The 18,428-nt window shown below is 42.5% G+C and carries 10 protein-coding genes and 1 pseudogene; 6 read left to right on the top strand and 5 right to left on the bottom strand.

Annotated elements, in window-relative coordinates; all coding sequences use genetic code 11:
* Positions 1-151: 151 nt before the first annotated feature.
* The 4 genes from VYM24_RS23850 to VYM24_RS23835 are packed head-to-tail and all read right to left on the bottom strand — an operon-like array spanning position 152 to position 8,096.
* On the bottom strand, positions 152-1,675 hold the full coding sequence (locus VYM24_RS23850; RefSeq protein ID WP_330941066.1) for a glycoside hydrolase family 32 protein: 1,524 nt from the start codon (positions 1,673-1,675) through the stop codon (positions 152-154).
* A gap of 10 nt (positions 1,676-1,685) precedes the next feature.
* Positions 1,686-3,188, bottom strand: a complete 1,503-nt coding sequence (locus VYM24_RS23845) for a DUF4960 domain-containing protein (RefSeq protein ID WP_330941065.1) — start codon at positions 3,186-3,188, stop codon at positions 1,686-1,688.
* 26 nt (positions 3,189-3,214) lie between these two features.
* Positions 3,215-4,948, bottom strand: coding sequence for a RagB/SusD family nutrient uptake outer membrane protein (locus VYM24_RS23840; RefSeq protein WP_118402458.1), 1,734 nt, complete (start codon positions 4,946-4,948; stop codon positions 3,215-3,217).
* A 22-nt stretch (positions 4,949-4,970) separates the two neighbouring features.
* Positions 4,971-8,096 carry a SusC/RagA family TonB-linked outer membrane protein gene (locus tag VYM24_RS23835; protein ID WP_118402457.1) on the bottom strand — a complete coding sequence of 1,042 codons (3,126 nt, stop codon included), beginning with the start codon at positions 8,094-8,096 and terminating at the stop codon, positions 4,971-4,973.
* A gap of 310 nt (positions 8,097-8,406) precedes the next feature.
* Between VYM24_RS23835 and VYM24_RS23830 the strand changes: the two genes are divergently transcribed.
* A complete protein-coding gene (locus VYM24_RS23830; protein WP_291550636.1) occupies positions 8,407-10,209 on the top strand; it encodes a glycoside hydrolase family 32 protein in 1,803 nt (600 codons plus the stop codon).
* A 160-nt stretch (positions 10,210-10,369) separates the two neighbouring features.
* Here the strand turns inward: VYM24_RS23830 and VYM24_RS23825 are convergent, their stop codons facing one another.
* Positions 10,370-11,242 (bottom strand): aldose 1-epimerase family protein, encoded by an 873-nt coding sequence (locus VYM24_RS23825; protein ID WP_217715373.1) that lies wholly within the window; start codon positions 11,240-11,242, stop codon positions 10,370-10,372.
* Between the two features lie 205 nt (positions 11,243-11,447).
* On the opposite strand from VYM24_RS23825, the gene VYM24_RS23820 reads away from it, so the two are divergent.
* The 5 genes and pseudogenes from VYM24_RS23820 (at position 11,448) to VYM24_RS23800 (ending at position 18,364) form a co-directional block, all read left to right on the top strand.
* Positions 11,448-12,608, top strand: coding sequence for an MFS transporter (locus VYM24_RS23820; RefSeq protein ID WP_270575879.1), 1,161 nt, complete (start codon positions 11,448-11,450; stop codon positions 12,606-12,608).
* 62 nt (positions 12,609-12,670) lie between these two features.
* Positions 12,671-13,558, top strand: coding sequence for a carbohydrate kinase family protein (locus tag VYM24_RS23815; protein WP_330941064.1), 888 nt, complete (start codon positions 12,671-12,673; stop codon positions 13,556-13,558).
* A gap of 109 nt (positions 13,559-13,667) precedes the next feature.
* Positions 13,668-13,877, top strand: a pseudogene (locus VYM24_RS23810) (AAA family ATPase); the annotation flags it as partial.
* Positions 13,878-14,078: 201 nt separating this feature from the next.
* Entirely contained in the window at positions 14,079-15,548 is a 1,470-nt protein-coding gene (locus VYM24_RS23805) for a DUF3843 family protein (RefSeq protein WP_291550632.1), read from the top strand.
* A 50-nt stretch (positions 15,549-15,598) separates the two neighbouring features.
* On the top strand, positions 15,599-18,364 hold the full coding sequence (locus tag VYM24_RS23800; RefSeq protein WP_330941063.1) for a substrate-binding domain-containing protein: 2,766 nt from the start codon (positions 15,599-15,601) through the stop codon (positions 18,362-18,364).
* The last annotated feature ends 64 nt before the right edge of the window (positions 18,365-18,428 follow it).

The raw sequence follows: 18,428 nt of genomic DNA, 5'->3' as shown, positions 1-18,428 counted from the left end.
CATTCGTAAATGCAGGGGGAGGATTGAATACACTTTAACTGATTTATAGAGAAATAGAGATGGTTAATTTATAGAAAATGGAAAAGCATAATAGTCCAAGAGGAGATTAAAAAGTACCTCTTGGACTATCTTAAGCTCTGTTCCGGCTATGTTACATCCAGATATTATCAAGTGGACGTATTTGTGCTTTTAGTTCCATATCAGTAGTTTGTAAACGATTGTATATACTGCGTGGAAATATAAGATTGGTTTGAGCCATCGAACCGTTTTGGGTAAATATCTCTACTGAAGACTGGTCGACAAAAATATCAAGTATAATTTTGTCTCCTTCAGTATTGAATGGCGATTTGATAGTAGGAATGGCATAATTGGAAGCAAAGGATATTAGTCCCGTATTACCGGTGCGACGGGTTACCAACTTTCCGGTAGTTGCACTGACAAATATTTCCAAATACTCACCGCTTTCATTGGCCAATGAAAAAGTACCGTCTTTGGTAATATCAATTTCCAGACGTAGCTGATAAGGCCCGCTGATATTCAATGATTCCGATGTTACGTTTTGCCATTCTCCGGCAATAGTCTCAATTTCACGCACTACAGTATTCGCTAAAAGTGGTTTCCCGTCGTATTCTATAAGTTTTAATTCGCGTGGGAGGGTCATAGCTGATCGCCAAGGAGATGTAGGTACAACACCGGCATAATTCCAGTTGTTCATCCAACCTATAAGGATAGTCCTGTTAGCCGTATTGCTCCAAGTCACGCCGGCATAATTATCCATGCCATAGTCTAACCATAAAGGATAATTATAACTATCAGCAACAAACTGCCTCCCATCGAAGTCTCCGATAAAATATTGTATTCCGGAACCGGAAACCGGACCTCCCGGGTTGACACTGACAATCAGTACCCATTTTTCCTTGCCGTTATATTCCATACGCAGCAAATCAGGGCATTCCCACTGACCGCGATTACACGAGACTATATCAGTGGAGAAGGAGCTGAGCCTGGTCCAGTTCTTCAGATCGGGAGAACTCCAAAATTCAATGGCATATTTCCATCCCATAGCCAAGGCCATGATCCAGCGTTGGCTTTCTTCATGCCAGAATACTTTCGGGTCACGGAAATCAGGTTCAGTGCTATTAGCAATAATTGGATTTTGAGTATATTTAGTGAAAGTTTGTCCGTCTGTACTATAAGCCAAGCTCTGTTGCTGATACTGTCCGCTGGAAGTGTAGATAGCCACAATGGTACTTGTTCCGAAGCCTGCTGTATTGTTTTTGTCATATACGGCAGAACCGGAAAATATATCTCCTAATTCATCTTTTGTCAGTGCTACCGGTTGCTCTTTCCATTTGATAAGATCGGTGCTGGTGGCATGTCCCCAACTCAGATTTCCCCATTCGTTGCCTTGCGGGTTATATTGGTAAAAAAGGTGATACACACCATCAACATAAACCATTCCATTCGGGTCATTTACCCAATTCTTGGCAGGTGTATAATGTATCAGTGGGCGATATGGTTCGTCATATCCACTTACGGGTATTTCTCCTTTACCACCATCTTCTTCAATTGGAGGAAGTTGGGGTTGCTCATCAAACTTGCTATCAGTACAAGAAAGTATGGCGAATGCTGATAAGACAGCAATTAATTCAAAGAGGTATAAATGTTTTTTCATACTATTAAAATTATCGGGTTTTCAGATATTCCAAACTATTCTTAGCCAGTTTTAAGACATTGTCTTGATAGATGTTATTTTGTGGATAGGCACTGATATCGGGTGTGCCGTCCGGATTTCTCATGGAAAATTCACAGCCTCCATTTCCTATGCAAAGGATAGTTCCCTTGAATTCGGTGTTACCCTGTTGTGCTTCCCATACGTTCAATTGTGACACCCAGTCTATTTGTGAGTCCCAAATGCCAAGTGGATAAATTCCATACTGTTCTGTCAGTAAAGAATAACAGGCTTCTTCTTGATTGCCCAGTCCTGTAAGGATGGAAGGTAGGTTGAAGAACAAACAGTTATGATCTTCCGTCCAGCCGGCACCTTTGAAAGCTATCAATTTCGTGCGGTCTGTTGTTACGACATCAAGCCCCCTGTATATAGGATGTGTGGAAAAATCTTTCTTGAATTTACTTCCGGGATGTAGCTGAACCGCCATAGACCATGCATCACCGTTCCATCCTCCGAAACCTGTACCGATGGCACGGTCATTGTTACGTAATATCTCAGCATCAATGCGTCCCAAGTTGGTGATATAGGGAATGGCATGACTCCACAGCAGTAAACTGCCTCCGGCAGCGTACCATGCTTTAATGGGTTCTACTGCATCTATTGCAACCTGAGGCATGTTCCATACTTCGTTTTCTCCGACTCCTTCCAAGTCGCGCATCCAGAAGAGAACGCGGTATGGATCAAGCTGTCCGGCAGAAACAATGTCACCAAAATAAATGTATTCTGCTGTAGGATATTCGTTTTTCAGCCACAACCAAGCCGAAGCTTCATCATCGTCACCGGTCTTCAGCAACTCTTCGGGAGTGGCATAAGCGCTAAGAAAGCCAATGGCTGTTTTGCCTATTTTCAAAGAAACGGTAGCGGATAAGGAAGTTCCTTTGGCATTGACGGCTGTCAACGAAACATTCCAGACGTCATCCACTTTCACATCCATAATGAGATATTCCGTGATATTGCCTGCCAGTGTCTCGTTTATAGTACGTTTGCCGTTTGTTGCGCTGAAGGTTATGTTCTCTGCGTCTGTGGGAGCTGACCACTCCACTTTTGCGTCATATCCTCCCGGCTTGTCAACTTGTACCATTGAGACACCCGTAACTTGGGTAGCTCCTTTTCGCATGTAATTTTTTACTATACCTGTGGAGTAGTTGCTACCATCTGTTAATTTGAATACATACATATATTCAATGTTGGTATCTACCGCAGTATGCGTATAGCTGTTTCCTTGAACTAATATGGTTCCGCCTTTGGTGCCGTTGGTATAAGTTGTAACCTGCATTTGCAAATTATCTTGTTCCGGCCAGGTCCAGATGTAATTGTCACCTTGTAATTCACCGATGATATCTTTTTCATCAATGGCATTCAGTTTCATTCCCTCTCTCTCTATGTCTTTATCTTGACAGGCACTTGAAATGAGGATCAGGGTAAACAAAGAAAATAAATAATATATATTTCTCATGGTTGTATGCATTTATATAGTTGTTTTTAATAACCTTTGTTCTGAACATAAAGTCCCGGCACATAATACAACTGATTATATGGAATCGGGTAAAATTCATTTTTGTTGGCAGTGTAATATGCATCATTATAATATTGACCATATGATTGCCCTTCGTAGACAGAAGCTTTCTCCGATTGGAAATATGCATTCAATGTTTCGGAAGCGATGCCCCAACGCTTTAAGTCAAAATAACGTCCATTTTCCATAGCCATTTCTAGACGTCGTTCCCAGCGTAAGCATTTGCGTGTAGTCTCTTTATCTTGGAAATACGTACTTGGGTAAAGTGCTATTTCACATTGTTCTGCGGCATAAGCAATGTGCTTATTGACAGAATTGGCGGCACGCTGGCGGATGTCATTGATAATCTGTCCGGCTTCGGCAAGGCGGTTTAATTCTACGAGAGCTTCGGCACGCATTAACATCACGTCAGTATAGCGGAATATATAATCGTTCATGGCAAAGGCCTGCCAGGAACCATTATAAGTTTCTCCTTTGGAACGTTGCGGCACTTCTTTTAGTGAGGTATAATATCCATACGTATTCGGTGTTCTGGAATTTTCTTTGGTAAGCGTGTATTCCGTCTCATATTTATAAGGGAATGTAGGCATACCTACCGTGTGGAACAAGCGGGGATCCCACTTCTGCCCTGTCACTTTTCCGTTTATCGGATAATTTGTTTCCTTGTTGTAATCTGTAAACATTGGCAGACCGTCTTGGGTTTTGAAAGCATTCACTAAGTTCTGTGACGGTTTATGGAAATCCCAACCGCAAGACCAGATTCCCCAACAACCATTTAGCATGTTGGACCAGTTGGCACGTCCGAATTTTGTATTGTCGTCCTGGTAATCGGAGCATTGCACTGCAAAGACAGATTCTTCACTGTTTTTATGTTCCGGTAAAAAGATATCTCCATAATCGGCCGCATAATTATATTTAGAATTCACTACATCATCGGTGTAGTCCACTACCTTCTGCATATATTCATTATTGATGTGGTTCAAACCATTGGTGGGTTCGTAGCCGTCACCCCATGCCAAAGTTAAATAGCACTTTGCCAGATAGGCGGCGGCAGCCACTTTGTGTACGCGGCCTCCGTCAGCTTGCTCTTTGGGCAGAACATCGTATGCATTCTGAAAATCTTGGATAATCTTATCAAACAGTTCCCCATACGTAAATTCATCATTGCGGGTCTGTTCGTGCAAACCATTCTGTAGTATTTGTTCATCAATCCAAGGCACTTGACGGAACATAGTCACCAATTTAAAATAATTGTGAGCGCGCAGAAATTTTATCTCTCCAATGCGGATTGCTTTAGTATCGGCTCCTAATTTTTCGTTGCCGTATTGTTCCAAGGAAATCAAAGCACGGTTACAACGGGATATATTACAGTAAAGACGATACCACAATTCATCCAATTCACCGGGAGTAGCGGTCAACGTAGACCATATCTCCATAGGATGATACCCCGTATCTGTAGTTCCTGACCCGCCTTTCAAACAGTCGTCGGAAGATACGTCACCATAAGGCCATAAATTGAACGGATAGGAATACCAACAATTGCCCAGCATGGCGTATGCTGCCGTTACCATTTCCTCTGGACTGGAGTAAGCTATTTCATCATCAATGACACCACTCGGAGAAACATTAATAAAATCATCGCAATTGCTGAATAGAAAGCCGAATACAGCTATCATGGTTATAATAGAAATCTTTTTCATAATCTGATCTATATATTAAATATTAGAAACCTAATTGAATACCAAATGAAATGGAAGTAGCTAACGGATAGGCCCAATTGGAGTTTTCTGGATCAGCACAAGTCAGTGATTTACTTTTGATTGTCAGTAAATTCTGCCCCGATACATAGAAACGGGCACTACTCATTTTGAATTTGGACAGAAAAGATGTAGGTACATTGTATCCTAACTGCAAAGAGCGTAGTTTGAGGTATGAACCGTTTTCCACGAAATAACTGGAAGCGCGTCCTTCGTCACCTGTATTGTTGGTGGTCAGTGCAGGAATGGTAGAACTTGTATTGTCGGCAGTCCATGCTTCCAATAACCGGCTACCCTTATTGGAACCAGCGTCTGTCAAACTCCAAAAATCAGTTTGGTACTTTTGGTTATTATATACGTCTTGTCCGCATACTCCTTGCCAGAACATTGCCAGGTCAAAATTCTTATAGTTCAATTCGATATTCAGACCATAAGAAAAGTCCGGAACCGGGTTGAATATCCAAGTTTGGTCATCTGAATTAATCACACCGTTACCATCAAGATCCGCATATTTCAGACCGCCTACACGGGCATTTTCCTGACCGGAGGCTAAAACTTCTTCTTTATTCTGATACAGACCATCCACTACATAACCCACTATGGAACCGTAAGGTACACCGGCTTCTACCAGATTCTCTTTTGTGGTATGTGCATACGAGCCTGTAGCCGTGGAAGGAAGATAAGTAACTTTGTTGCGGAAGAAGTCAAGGTTTGCATTGATGTTATAGCCTAAACCGCATTTTAAGGAATTGCGATAACCCAAGGCGAACTCCATACCCCAATTTCGCAATGAAGGACCATTGGACCATGAAGCACCTCCTTCTCCCATAGCTCCCAAATAAGCCGGAGAAATCAGCATATCCTCTACATCTTTGATGTAACCGTCTACTGAACCATACAAACTATTTTGAAAGCAAGCAAAGTCAAGACCAATATTATATTGGACGGCAGTTTCCCACTTTAAATTGTTGTTGGCAGCCTGGCTGGTACGAAAGCCTGAAGGAAAGTTGCCTGATCCTTGCAGATATAAGTCGTAAGCAGTAGAAGTTACCCGGTCTTGTCCATAGTCGGCTATAAAGATAGAATAACGGGCTGTATTTGAAATGGCTTGATTACCGGTTTTACCCCAAGAAACACGCAATTTCAGATCATCAATCCATTCCTCATTCAACATCTTCGAAATGCGATATCCTAATGTCGCTGCCGGAAATGTGCCATAGCGATTGTTTTTACCGAAACGGCTGGAACCATCGCGGCGAATAGTAAATGAAGCCAATAACAAGTCTTGCCAATTATAGTCAACCTTTCCGAAAAAAGACACTAAGGAATATCCGTTCTCAATGCCGGTAGCTTTCTGAACTCCGGTAGACGCATCCGGCCACATATAGTCAGGGTTTTCTATAGCAAAGTCTTCGGCATATCCGGACATATCCACGCGTTTCTGACGGAAAAGTTCCATGCCGGCAAGCAAGGTAAAGCTATGGCCTGTTCCTAATTTGAAATTATAATTGGCTGTATTGGACCAAGTCCATTTTAAGTCATTGGCTTGAGATACAGTAGTACTTGGCGTATCATTCTTCACGATGTCCGACTGAAAGGTATATCCCATTGAATGAATGAATGCGGCATCATAGTCCAAACCGAAATTGGAACGAAGAACCAGCCCTGTAACAGGTTTGATATCTACGTAAGCATTACCGAACAGACGCCATACCTCTAAACGGTTGTCACGATTTTGATAGAGTTCTCGTAAAGGGTTCTGGCGGTCACTCATGCCGCCTACAGGTCCGGCAAATGTCATTCCATCCGTTTCATAAACCGGTACGGTAGGCGCCATCTTTAATGCATTCTCCATTGGTGAAGAATTGACCTGGTTTGTATAAGTCACTGTGAAATTCTCACCTACGCTGATATGCTTGTTCACATGATATGTAGAATTCATACGGGCCGAAATATTTTCAAAGTCAGTATACTTCAAAATACCGGTATTCTTTTTGTAACCTAATGAAAACATGGATGAACGCTTGTCTGTGGCATGAGACAATGAAATATCGTAAATCTGAGAAAAGCCAATCCGGGAAATCGTATCCAGCCAATCCGTATTCGAACATTTCATTGTTTTAGACTGGTTGATATAGCCGTCATAGAGGCCGTTCACTACATAATCCTGATATTGTTTGGTTGCCGGATTATAAACGGAAATGCCCATTCCGGTTTTAGCATTCAGGTTCAGACCGTAGTTACTGGCATAGGCCACAGGATCTAAACCATCATTTAAAGCAGCCTGTGCCATAGCTGTAGCATACTCCGGAGTACTGCATAATTCCATCATGGACTGTGGAGTATAGAACTGAGCCGTTAAGTTAGCGGAAAAGTCTACTTTAACTTTATCGCCTTTTTTACCTTGTTTAGTGGTTATAATAATAACACCATTAGCGGCGCGCGAACCATAAATACTGGCCGAAGCTGCATCCTTCAGCACCTGCATACTTTCAATGTCATTAGTATTCAGTGAATTGAGTGTAGCATTGGTCGGTACACCGTCAATCACATACAAAGGATCTTGAGAAGAATTGAAAGAACCGATACCACGAATGCGTACCGTACCGACACCGCTTGGCGAGCCGTCTGATGTAATTGTCATGCCCGGCACCTTACCTTGCAAAGCTTTCATTGGATCAGTGCTTGATGTCGCTTTCAACGATTTGGTAGATACTACGGTAACCGAACCTGTCAAATCTGCTTTACGCTGGGTAGAATAACCGGTCACCACTACTTCGTCAATAAGTTGTGAATCTTCTTCCAACTCAATACGTAAAGTTGGCTGAGCTTTTACTGCAATCGTTTTATATCCTATATAAGAGATAGATAATGTGCTTCCCGAAGTAACGGATAATGTGAAATTGCCGTCAATGTCTGTAATCGTTCCATTACTGACAGGACCAACTTCCACAACAGAAGCACCGATAATGGACTCGCCATTCAATTTATCAACAATAGTACCTTTCACTTGAATCTGTTGGGCAAATGAAGTGATACTTGTAAGGAGAAGTACAAGTACAAATAGAAGTATTTTTTTTATGCCTTCCATGTTTTTAGATTTTAATTAATATGCTTTTCATTTTGTAATCGCTGAGGATTACCTCTCAAAACATGCTTTCCCGAGTAGTGTTTTGATGTTGCAAAGAAAGGGAATTTATGTGACAGGAAGTATAATTTATGTTTCGGATACTGGTAATTTTGATACAAAATTATATTTGAATATCCCTTTTTTTCTTCCTGTATCAATTTTGTTAGCTTCTGAAACATAAATGACAGACTATTTCCCTTTTATTCGCTTCCTTTGCAAAGTGCTTTCTCGAGCAACCCATTATTAATTAAATGTAATACCCAAAAACATCATGAATTTAAAAAACAATTTGTTGACTGTGCGATGGACCCTTACCTTTATAATAGGTACAATCTGGTCTGTCTTTTCGTGTCAGGCTATTAATCCTCCTTTCGTGATTAAACATTTAGGTGACGGACAGAGTATTGTCCAGATTGAGAACCAGAAGAAATTTTTGTTGCTTCCCGTGGAAGAGGCTTCTCCGGAAGCAAAACTGTATATGATAGCAGATAATGACGTAGTGCGCAATATGAATGTTCGTCTGGCTATAAATAAGGTGGACTATTTTGTTCCGGTAGATCTCTCAGGATTTGATGATAAATCACTTTCCTTCAACTTTCAGTTGATACCCGATACGGCTGTTTGCTGGGATGAAATGAAACTTTCCAATGAGTTTGATACATCCAATCGCGAGAGTTTCCGTCCGCTTTATCACTTCACTCCTCAATATGGCTGGATGAATGATCCGAATGGTATGGTATATAAAGATGGCGTTTATCATTTGTTCTATCAATACAATCCGTATGGTTCATTCTGGGGAAACCTGAGCTGGGGACATACCACCAGCACCGACCTCGTTTCCTGGGAACATCAGCCTGTAGCTATCGCCCCCGATGCACTCGGTGCTATCTTCAGCGGTTCTTGCGTAGTAGATAAGGATAATACGGCTGGTTTCGGTGCCGGAGCCATCATCGCTTTCTATACTTCGGCAAGCGAACGCCAGGTGCAGAGCATGGCTTATAGCCTTGATAATGGAAAGACTTTCAAAAAGTATGCGCGTAATCCGATTCTGACTTCTACACAGCGAGACTTTCGCGATCCGAAAGTATTCTGGCATGATACTACTGACAAATGGATTATGGTTCTTGCTGTGGGACAGGAAATGCAGTTCTACTCTTCGGCCAATCTGAAAGACTGGACTTATGAAAGTAGTTTCGGTGAAGGACAGGGAGCTCATGGAGGCGTTTGGGAATGCCCCGACCTGATTGAATTACCTATTGAAGGCACGGAACTGAAAAAATGGGTATTGATATGTAATATTAATCCGGGAGGACCTTTCGGTGGTAGTGCTGCCCAGTACTTTGTAGGAATGTTTGATGGAAAAACATTCGTAAATGAATCTCCGAAAATGACGAAATGGATGGACTGGGGAAAAGATCATTATGCTGCTGTAACCTGGAGTAATGCACCTGAAGGACGACATATCGCATTGGCATGGATGAGCAACTGGCAGTATGCCAATGATGTGCCTACCATGCAATATCGTAGTGCAAATTCTGTTCCCCGTGATCTGAGCCTCTATACTTCGGCGGGTGAGACCTATTTGAAATCTTCCCCTTCGCGAGAACTGCTGAAACTGCGTGGAAAAGAAGAAAAGAAGCATTCCTTCAAGGTGGACCGTACTTATAATATGGACAAACTGCTTTCGGATAATACAGGTACGTATGAAATTGAAATGACGATTAAGAACAGAAATGCAGAAGTCATTGGCTTCCAACTTTTCAATTCAAAAGGAGAAGAAGTGGATATTTACTATAATCTGGTAGAGAAGAAGTTTGCGATGGATCGTAGTAAGAGCGGAATCGTATCATTCAGTCCGGACTTTCCGGTGCTGACTCTTGCCCCGATAGAAGGCAATTCGGAAATGACGCTACGTCTTTTCGTTGATAAATCAAGTATTGAAGCGTTTGGCGATGACGGACGTTTCGCAATGACAAACCTTGTGTTTCCTTCGGAACCTTACAACCGTATCAGTTTCTATGCCAAAGGCGGTAACTATACGGTAAGTTCATTTAAGGTTTATAAGTTGAAATAAGATTGTTCTATATTTCCTCCTTTTCTGTACCCGGTCCGTATCAAAGCCGTACCCGCTCCGTAGCTGCTCCGTACCTAAGCGTTTGGACCAGATACGGACCAGGTACGGCTTTGATACGGACCGGGTCCGGGGAAGAACAAGAAATTGTTCTGTTTCTCCTTTATTCTTCTATTTCAATGGTATATTTTCCCCTGAATATCTCTTCGGGTTGCAGATGCTGTATCCAATCCTTATCTTTATACTCTCCTGTATAATGTGCTTTGTCGCAACGACCGTACCATGGTTCAATACAGACAAACGGGGCATTTTTGGCAGGTGGCGACCACAGTCCGACAACAGGTGCATCGAAATGGAGGCTGAGATAAGGGGATTTTTCCTTGTTATATAGAGTAACCCGCCGCACCTGGCTTCCCTCCAATATAAGTGCATCTTTGTCAAATGTATGTGTATCCAATGGCAACAAATCGTTTGTCAGTTTCAGAGGATATTGGGTGTCCGGGTCGGCACATCCTTTTTCAGAAATAAGTATGTATTTCAGTCCGCTTTTCTTATTGAAACCGAAGAACCCCCGTTCTTGCGTTTCGGCATCGAAATCCGGATAGTAGAATGCCGGATGTGCACCAATCTGGAAGTGCATTTCCTTCTCCCCGGTATTCTCTACTTCCCACATGACATCGACCTTCTTCTCGCGAATGCGATAGCCGATGGTGAGACGGAATGGGAAAGGATATTTCTTGAGCGTTTCTTCGTTGCTGACAAGCTGGTAGCGGACTTCATCGTTTTCCTCGGATATCAGTGTGAACTCCATGTCGCGGGCAAATCCATGCTGAGTGAGGACATAAGTGGTGCCTTCGTTTCGATATTTATTCTCCCATACGCTTCCTACAATCGGGAAGAGTACTGGCGAATGGCGTTTCCAGAATGCAGGATCTGCCTGCCATAGATATTCTTTTCCGTTAGAAAAAATACTGCATAGCTCTGCTCCATGTGCAGAGACTTCAATGCTGAGTCGTCCATTAAAGAGTGTTTCCATATTGTTGTTTAAAAAGTTTCTTTGGATAATTTTCCACAAATGTAGCTAAAAAGAGAAATAATGCCCTTGAAATGCGCTTAAAAAACATTCTTGTATCATAATTGCCACTCTTTGTAACAAGATTGTTATCCTGTTGCCTTGATATTCGCTTCCTTTGCAACGTGCTTTCCCGAGCAAGAAATACTTAAATTAATACCATACAACAATGAAATCTAATTCTTCGTTATCCAAGCTGATCCCTGTGATGCTCTGCTTTTTCGCTATGGGATTTGTGGATCTGGTGGGCATCGCCTCCAACTATGTAAAAGCAGATTTGGGTCTGACTGATTCTCAGGCTAACATCTTTCCCTCGCTGGTTTTCTTTTGGTTCCTGATCTTCTCTGTGCCGACAGGTATGTTGATGAGCCGTATCGGACAAAAAAAGACGGTACTCCTTAGTTTGGTTGTGACCTTTGCTTCGTTGTTATTGCCTGTTTTTGGTGATAGCTATATGTTGATGCTGCTTTCTTTCTCTTTATTAGGTATCGGCAATGCATTGATGCAGACTTCACTGAATCCGCTGCTTTCCAACATCGTGAGAGGTGACCGGCTGGCAAGTAGCCTTACCTTCGGACAATTTGTAAAGGCGATTGCTTCGTTTCTTGCACCTTACATTGCTATGTGGGGAGCTACACAGGCCATTCCGTCGTTCGGTTTGGGTTGGCGTGTACTGTTCCCTATTTATATGATGATAGCCGTGATAGCCGTTTTATTGTTGGGACAGACACAGATTGCCGAGGAGAAAGAGGAAGGAAAACCTTCTACGTTCGGTGAGTGTTTGGCTTTATTGGGTAAGCCGTTTGTTTTGCTTTCTTTCGTCGGTATCATGTGCCATGTAGGAATCGATGTAGGTACGAATACTACTGCTCCTAAGATTCTAATGGAGCGTTTGGGTATGGGATTGGATGACGCTGCGTTTGCTACCAGTCTATACTTCATTTTCCGTACGGCAGGTTGCTTCACAGGTTCTTTTATTTTGAGGAAGATGAATGCTAAATCGTTCTTTGCTATCAGTAGTTTTATGATGTTACTGGCAATGATTGGACTTTTTGCTTTCCATTCAAAAACATCTATTTATATTTGCATTGCGCTGATAGGTTACGGAAACTCGAATATCTTTTCGATTGTCTTCTCACAGGCGTTGCTGTATATGCCCGGCAAGAAGAATGAAGTTTCCGGTCTGATGATAATGGGACTTTTTGGTGGAACTGTTTTTCCGTTGGCAATGGGATTGGCAAGTGATGCCGTAGGACAAAGCGGTGCAGTAGCCGTGATGACTGTCGGAGTACTTTATTTGCTGTACTATACTTTGAAGATAAAAAAATAATAGTTTTCATAAATCATAAATCATAAATCATAAATCATAAATCATAAATCATAAATCATATCATGAATAAAATCATCGTAGGAATGGGGGAAGCACTCTGGGATGTGCTGCCCGAAGGAAAGAAAATAGGTGGTGCGCCTGCCAATTTCGCTTATCATGTATCACAGTTTGGTTTTGATAGTCGTGTAGTGAGTGCAGTGGGACGTGATGTTGACGGACAAGAAATATTGGATGTTTTTGCCCAAAAGAAACTGACTTGTCAGATCGAGCAAGTGGATTATCCTACTGGTACGGTACAGGTAACTCTTGATGCTGTGGGGGTTCCCTGTTATGAGATTAAAGAGGGGGTAGCTTGGGATAATATTCCTTTTACGGATGATTTGAAGCGTCTGGCCCTTTCCACCCGTGCTGTTTGTTTCGGTTCGCTGGCTCAGCGCAGTCCCGTGAGTCGTGCTACTATTCAACGTTTTCTGGACACCATGCCTGCTGGAGAAGATCAGATCAAGATTTTCGATATCAATCTTCGTCAGGGATTCTATACGAAAGAAATACTCTGCGAATCTATGCGCCGCTGCAATATACTTAAAATAAATGATGAGGAACTGGTTACTATCAGTCGTATCTTCGGTTATCCGGGTATTGATTTACAGGATAAATGCTGGATACTTTTGGCTAAATATAATCTGAAGATGCTGATTCTGACTTGTGGAACCAATGGCAGTTATGTATTTACTCCGGGTGTAGTATCTTATCAGGATACACCGAAAGTTCCTGTTGCCGATACTGTGGGGGCAGGTGATTCTTTTACTGCTGCTTTTACATCTGCTATACTTAGTGGGAAACCTGTTACCGAAGCGCATAAACTGGCTGTGGAAGTCTCCGCCTATGTTTGTACACAGAGTGGGGCCATGCCGGAATTGCCGTTTGCTTTTAAGAGCAGGTTGGCCTGAGTTTCCGAAAGATTACAATTAGATGTTTTGCACTCTAATAGTGCAAAATATCTAATAAATTGCACTATTATGGTGCAATTTGTTTTTTATCTTTGCCCCAAATATTATTATGGAGAAACTTCAGATTACTTTTGATAAATTGTTGCGTGAAACCCATGTTGATTTTCATCGTTACATGTATTCCCGTATCAATTGGGATAACCGGATGATTGGACTGGTAGGTCCGCGTGGCGTTGGAAAAACGACATTGGTCCTTCAATATATTAAAGAAAATCTGAACCGGAATGAAGCCTTATATGTGACTGCGGAAGATTTCTATAAGGTGTTGAGAAAGGATACGTTGTAAAAGATGATATTGAATCCGGTTACATGAATGTGATTCCATTGTGGCAGTTTGGGCTGAACTATTAAACTATCATCCGAATTTATCTTCAATGCTTTGCTGTTTCGCATTTTGGAAGTATATTTGTCATCGTTGCAGATTATTCCTGCATGAACGAACAGATAAAATTAAATTGCAATGAAGATTATCGGCAGTGAATGGAGATTAGGGCATTGGTTTGCGGTTGCGTCAGCTTCGGATGCCTATTATGTGAAGCTGGCTAACAAAATACATGATTATATACGCTTTGCCGGCCTTAATGACATACTAACAGAATTTGAACAGCACAATCTGGCAAAACTCATAACCTTTTATTTTGAAGATGTTATTTCTGATGTGGGGATATGGCGTGCTTTTGTTGCGGTCCATAAGGAAATGTACGGCAAATATCTGCCTTTCTATGACGTGGATGAGTCGCGATATTATGTGGATGAAATAAATCCGGAAGATATTTGTTTCCTCATCTGGATGGGCGTACAGCAATATCAGAAAGGTACTTTTATCAATCCTGAAAATCCGGGACTGATGCAATTGGCGGATAAGCTCTATACCCTGTTGGATAAAGAATTTGAGAATGCGCCCATCAATACAGAGTTGGTGGAAAAAATGTATAAGCCCGAATGGTTTGAAGACTTCTATCTGTTGAAAGACTGGTGCGCGCAGTTTTACAGAAGCGCCTATCTGTTGCAGGACGAACGTGAATGGGATCATCAAGATGAAGTGGACGAAGAATTCTCCAAAATGCTGGAAGATGATGACGTAAGGGATTATGCTGTAGTGTCTTATTTGGCAATTTGTTCTAAAATAGGTCCTTTGGCATTGACTGTGCCCGAATGGGCGCAGTATATACTGAAGAATAAGGGAATGGACCGGGAAGCGGAGTTGCTGGCCGGCATGAAATGTTTGCCCTATAATCTGTATTTATTGAGGGGATATGATGCGGATGTACTTATCGTGGAAAGTGTGGATGGAATTGTCTATACAATAGATCGTTCATCCATGGATTCTTTGCAGGATGACATTTTGGAGAAGCATAACGGATTGGTCGCTTCACTGGCTTTTTATGATAGCGGTAACTGGCAAGTCTGCGGTACAACCTCATGGATTGAGGATGCTGAAGATTTTTATAAGATGCGTGAGGAACAGGAAGAGAAGAAAGCGAGCGACCGGGAATTGTATGATAAATTGTTGCAAGTGACCGGAAACGATCCGTTGATTTACTTTGCAGGCCATGAAGATTTGATGCAATGGTTGGATAAGCATATTGGATTTGCTCCGGACTTTGTGGCGCCGGAAGGGATGAAAGATGAGGGGAATATTGCAGTCTTTATTCTTCCGGACGGGCAACTTTCTATTCTTCCCGATGGTGCTCTTTATATAAAGGATGAGCGTAATCCTTATTATAATCCGGATTGGGCGAAGAGGAAGGCCATCAGACTTCTTGTTGAACCGGAAATGGTATCAAAAGAAATGCTTCACTATCTGTTGGAACACCGAATGCTGCCTGATGCACAGATTAATTCGCTGCAAGGCCCTGAACGTGGGCGGCAATTAATTCAGGAGAATATTGATTTTGTGGTCCGTTTCAGCCGCAAATATAAATATTAAGGAGAGAAGGAATATCCTCTTCTCTGATACTTTGACCTAATGCAATGAAAATGAGAAGAATTTATTGGCTGTTGATATTTATACCGGTTTTTATTGGAGGACTGCTGGCTTCGTGTACCCATCGCGAAGCGCGTTTCCGTATCGGGGTGTCCCAGTGCAGCGATGATGAATGGCGACATCAGATGAACAATGAAATGTTGCGCGAGGCACTTTTCTATGACGGAGTGGAAATTGATATTCGTACGGTAAAAGATGATAATGCAGAACAGATAAAAGATATCCGTAATTTCATCAAAGAAGGAGTGGACTTGCTTGTAGTTGCACCCAACGAAGCCGCCCCCATTACCCCGGTGGTGGAAGAAGCATACGACCGCGGCATCCCCGTCATTGTTTTCGACCGCAAGATACTTTCTGATAAATATACCGCTTATATAGGTGCTGACAACTATGAGTTAGGAAAAGCAATAGGGAACTATGTTGCTAATATGCTTCATGGACAAGGAAACGTTGTGGAGATAGCCGGTTTGACAGGTTCTACACCGGCCATGGACCGTCATCAGGGATTTGTTGCCGCCATATCTCCTTATCCCGGCATTCAGCTTCTGGCACGTGAAGATGCCGGCTGGCTGCGCTCTGAGGCTGGAGAGAAGATGGATACTCTTTTGGCGCGTTTTCCTGAAATAGATGTAGTGTTTGCACAGAACGACCGAATGGCGGCAGGGGCTTATGATGTTGCTGAGCGGCAGGGTAGGGCAGAAGAAATGTGCTTTATCGGTACGGATGCTTTGCCCGGTGAAGGGTATGGCGTAGAACAAGTGCTGAATGGTCAACTGGATGCCACGTTTATTTATCCTACCGGCGGTGACCGCGTGATACAGATGGCGATGGATATCCTGAATAAGCGGGATTTCCCTCGTGAAACCATATTGAGTACTTCTGTTGTAGATGCTACCAATGCACAGATTATGCAGATGCAGACCTCGCATATTGCTACCCTTGATGAAAAAATAGAAACGATGAATGGAAAGATGAGTCAGTTCCTTGATCGTTACGCTACGCAGCAAGTCATATTATATGGCAGCTTATTGGTACTTTTATTGGTAATCGGTTTATTGGTTGCCGTTTATCTTTCTTTGCGTACCAAAAACCGCCTGAATCGTGAACTGTCCCGACAGAAGGAGAAGTTGGAAGAACAGAAGCAACAGTTAACGCAACAGAAGGAGCAGCTCATTCAGCAGAAAGAACAGTTGGAACAGCTTTCTCGCGAACTGGAAGAGGCCACCCATGCCAAACTGGTATTCTTCACGAATGTTTCTCACGATTTCCGCACTCCGTTGACATTGATAGCAGATCCTATCAACCAGCTTCTTGCCGATAAATCTCTTGGAGAGCATCCGCATCAGTTACTGGAACTGATGAAGAAGAATGCTAACATCCTTCTTCGTCTTGTTAATCAAATTCTTGATTTCCGTAAGGTAGAGAACGGGCGGATGGAACTTCATTTGGAACCATTCGATTTTTTAAGTAGTTTCCGCGGCTGGAATGATTCTTTCCGTATGGCGTTGTTGAAAAAGCATATCTCTTTCTCTTTTGAAGCTACACCTGACACCGATTTCCGCATGATGGCGGATAGTGAGAAGATGGAGCGTATCTATTTCAATTTGCTATCCAATGCTGTGAAATATACACCCGAAAATGGAAAAATAGTGGTTAAGCTGGAGGCGGAAACGGCTAATTACCGTTTCTCTGTATTTAACTCAGGTAGCCATATTTCTCCCAAAGAGGTAGATGCTATCTTTGAACGCTTCTACCAGATAGACGGACATCAGGCCGGTACAGGTATCGGATTAGCGCTTGTCCGTGCCTTCGTAGAGATGCATGGCGGACAGATCACTGCCCATAGCAATGAAAAAGGAGCGACTTTTACTGTTCTTTTTCCGGCGCAGAGTGTTTCTCTGTATCATCCTACGGTTGTTACTCTTCCCACTGAGGAAGCGGAAGTCTCTGCTACATTGATAGAAACGGATTTGCCCTTGGATGAGGAAGACACGAAAACTGCAGATCGCCCGACAGTGTTGGTTATTGACGATAATGCCGATATTCGCAATTACGTAAAAACACTACTTGCTGAAGAATATCATGTGCTGGATGCATCGGAAGCTGCTACAGGGATTCGTCTCGCAATGAAATACGTTCCCGATGTGATTGTTTCCGACGTCATGATGCCTGGTATGGACGGGATAGAGTGTTGCCGGAGGTTGAAAACCGAATTGCAGACTTGTCACATTCCCGTGATTCTTCTTACAGCATGTTCACTTGACGAACAACGCATTCAGGGATATAATGGTGGTGCTGACTCTTATATATCCAAGCCTTTCAATTCTCAGTTGTTACTGTCCCGTATCCGGAATCTGATAGATTCCCGTCGACAGCTTCGTCAGTTCTTCGGTGATAATCAGACATTGGCGAAAGAGAATATCTGTGATATTGATAAAGATTTTGTCTCTCGTTTTAAATCTCTGGTAGAGGAGAAAATGAGAGATCCGGAACTGAATGTGGAAGATTTAGGCAAAGATATGGGACTGAGCCGCGTGCAACTCTACCGTAAACTGAAATCACTCACTAACTATGCTCCCAATGAATTGCTGCGCCAGGCACGCCTTAAAAAAGCAATTTCCCTGTTGGCTTCTTCAGAAATGACGGTTGCGGAAATTGCTTATGAAGTCGGTTTCTCTTCTCCGTCTTATTTCACAAAGTGTTATAAGGAACAATTCGGTGAAAGTCCGACGGATTTCTTAAAGAGAAAGAATTTATAGCTTTACAGGGGGGGAACAATAATAATTGCCTACTTTTGTAGTCTGAAACAGGAATAGACATTTT

It is taken from the genome of Bacteroides sp. MSB163 (assembly GCF_036416795.1).
Classification (GTDB): Bacteria; Bacteroidota; Bacteroidia; order Bacteroidales; family Bacteroidaceae; genus Bacteroides; species Bacteroides maternus.
Note: the sequence above shows the minus strand (reverse complement) of the source record. Positions and strands in the feature narration are given on the sequence as shown.

Coding starts and splice junctions, on each gene's coding strand:
- VYM24_RS23850 (WP_330941066.1), bottom strand. CDS start 1,675: ATGAAAAAACATTTATACCTCTTTGAATTAATTGCTGTCTTATCAGCA.
- VYM24_RS23845 (WP_330941065.1), bottom strand. CDS start 3,188: ATGAGAAATATATATTATTTATTTTCTTTGTTTACCCTGATCCTCATT.
- VYM24_RS23840 (WP_118402458.1), bottom strand. CDS start 4,948: ATGAAAAAGATTTCTATTATAACCATGATAGCTGTATTCGGCTTTCTA.
- VYM24_RS23835 (WP_118402457.1), bottom strand. CDS start 8,096: ATGGAAGGCATAAAAAAAATACTTCTATTTGTACTTGTACTTCTCCTT.
- VYM24_RS23830 (WP_291550636.1), top strand. CDS start 8,407: ATGAATTTAAAAAACAATTTGTTGACTGTGCGATGGACCCTTACCTTT.
- VYM24_RS23825 (WP_217715373.1), bottom strand. CDS start 11,242: ATGGAAACACTCTTTAATGGACGACTCAGCATTGAAGTCTCTGCACAT.
- VYM24_RS23820 (WP_270575879.1), top strand. CDS start 11,448: ATGAAATCTAATTCTTCGTTATCCAAGCTGATCCCTGTGATGCTCTGC.
- VYM24_RS23815 (WP_330941064.1), top strand. CDS start 12,671: ATGAATAAAATCATCGTAGGAATGGGGGAAGCACTCTGGGATGTGCTG.
- VYM24_RS23805 (WP_291550632.1), top strand. CDS start 14,079: ATGAAGATTATCGGCAGTGAATGGAGATTAGGGCATTGGTTTGCGGTT.
- VYM24_RS23800 (WP_330941063.1), top strand. CDS start 15,599: ATGAGAAGAATTTATTGGCTGTTGATATTTATACCGGTTTTTATTGGA.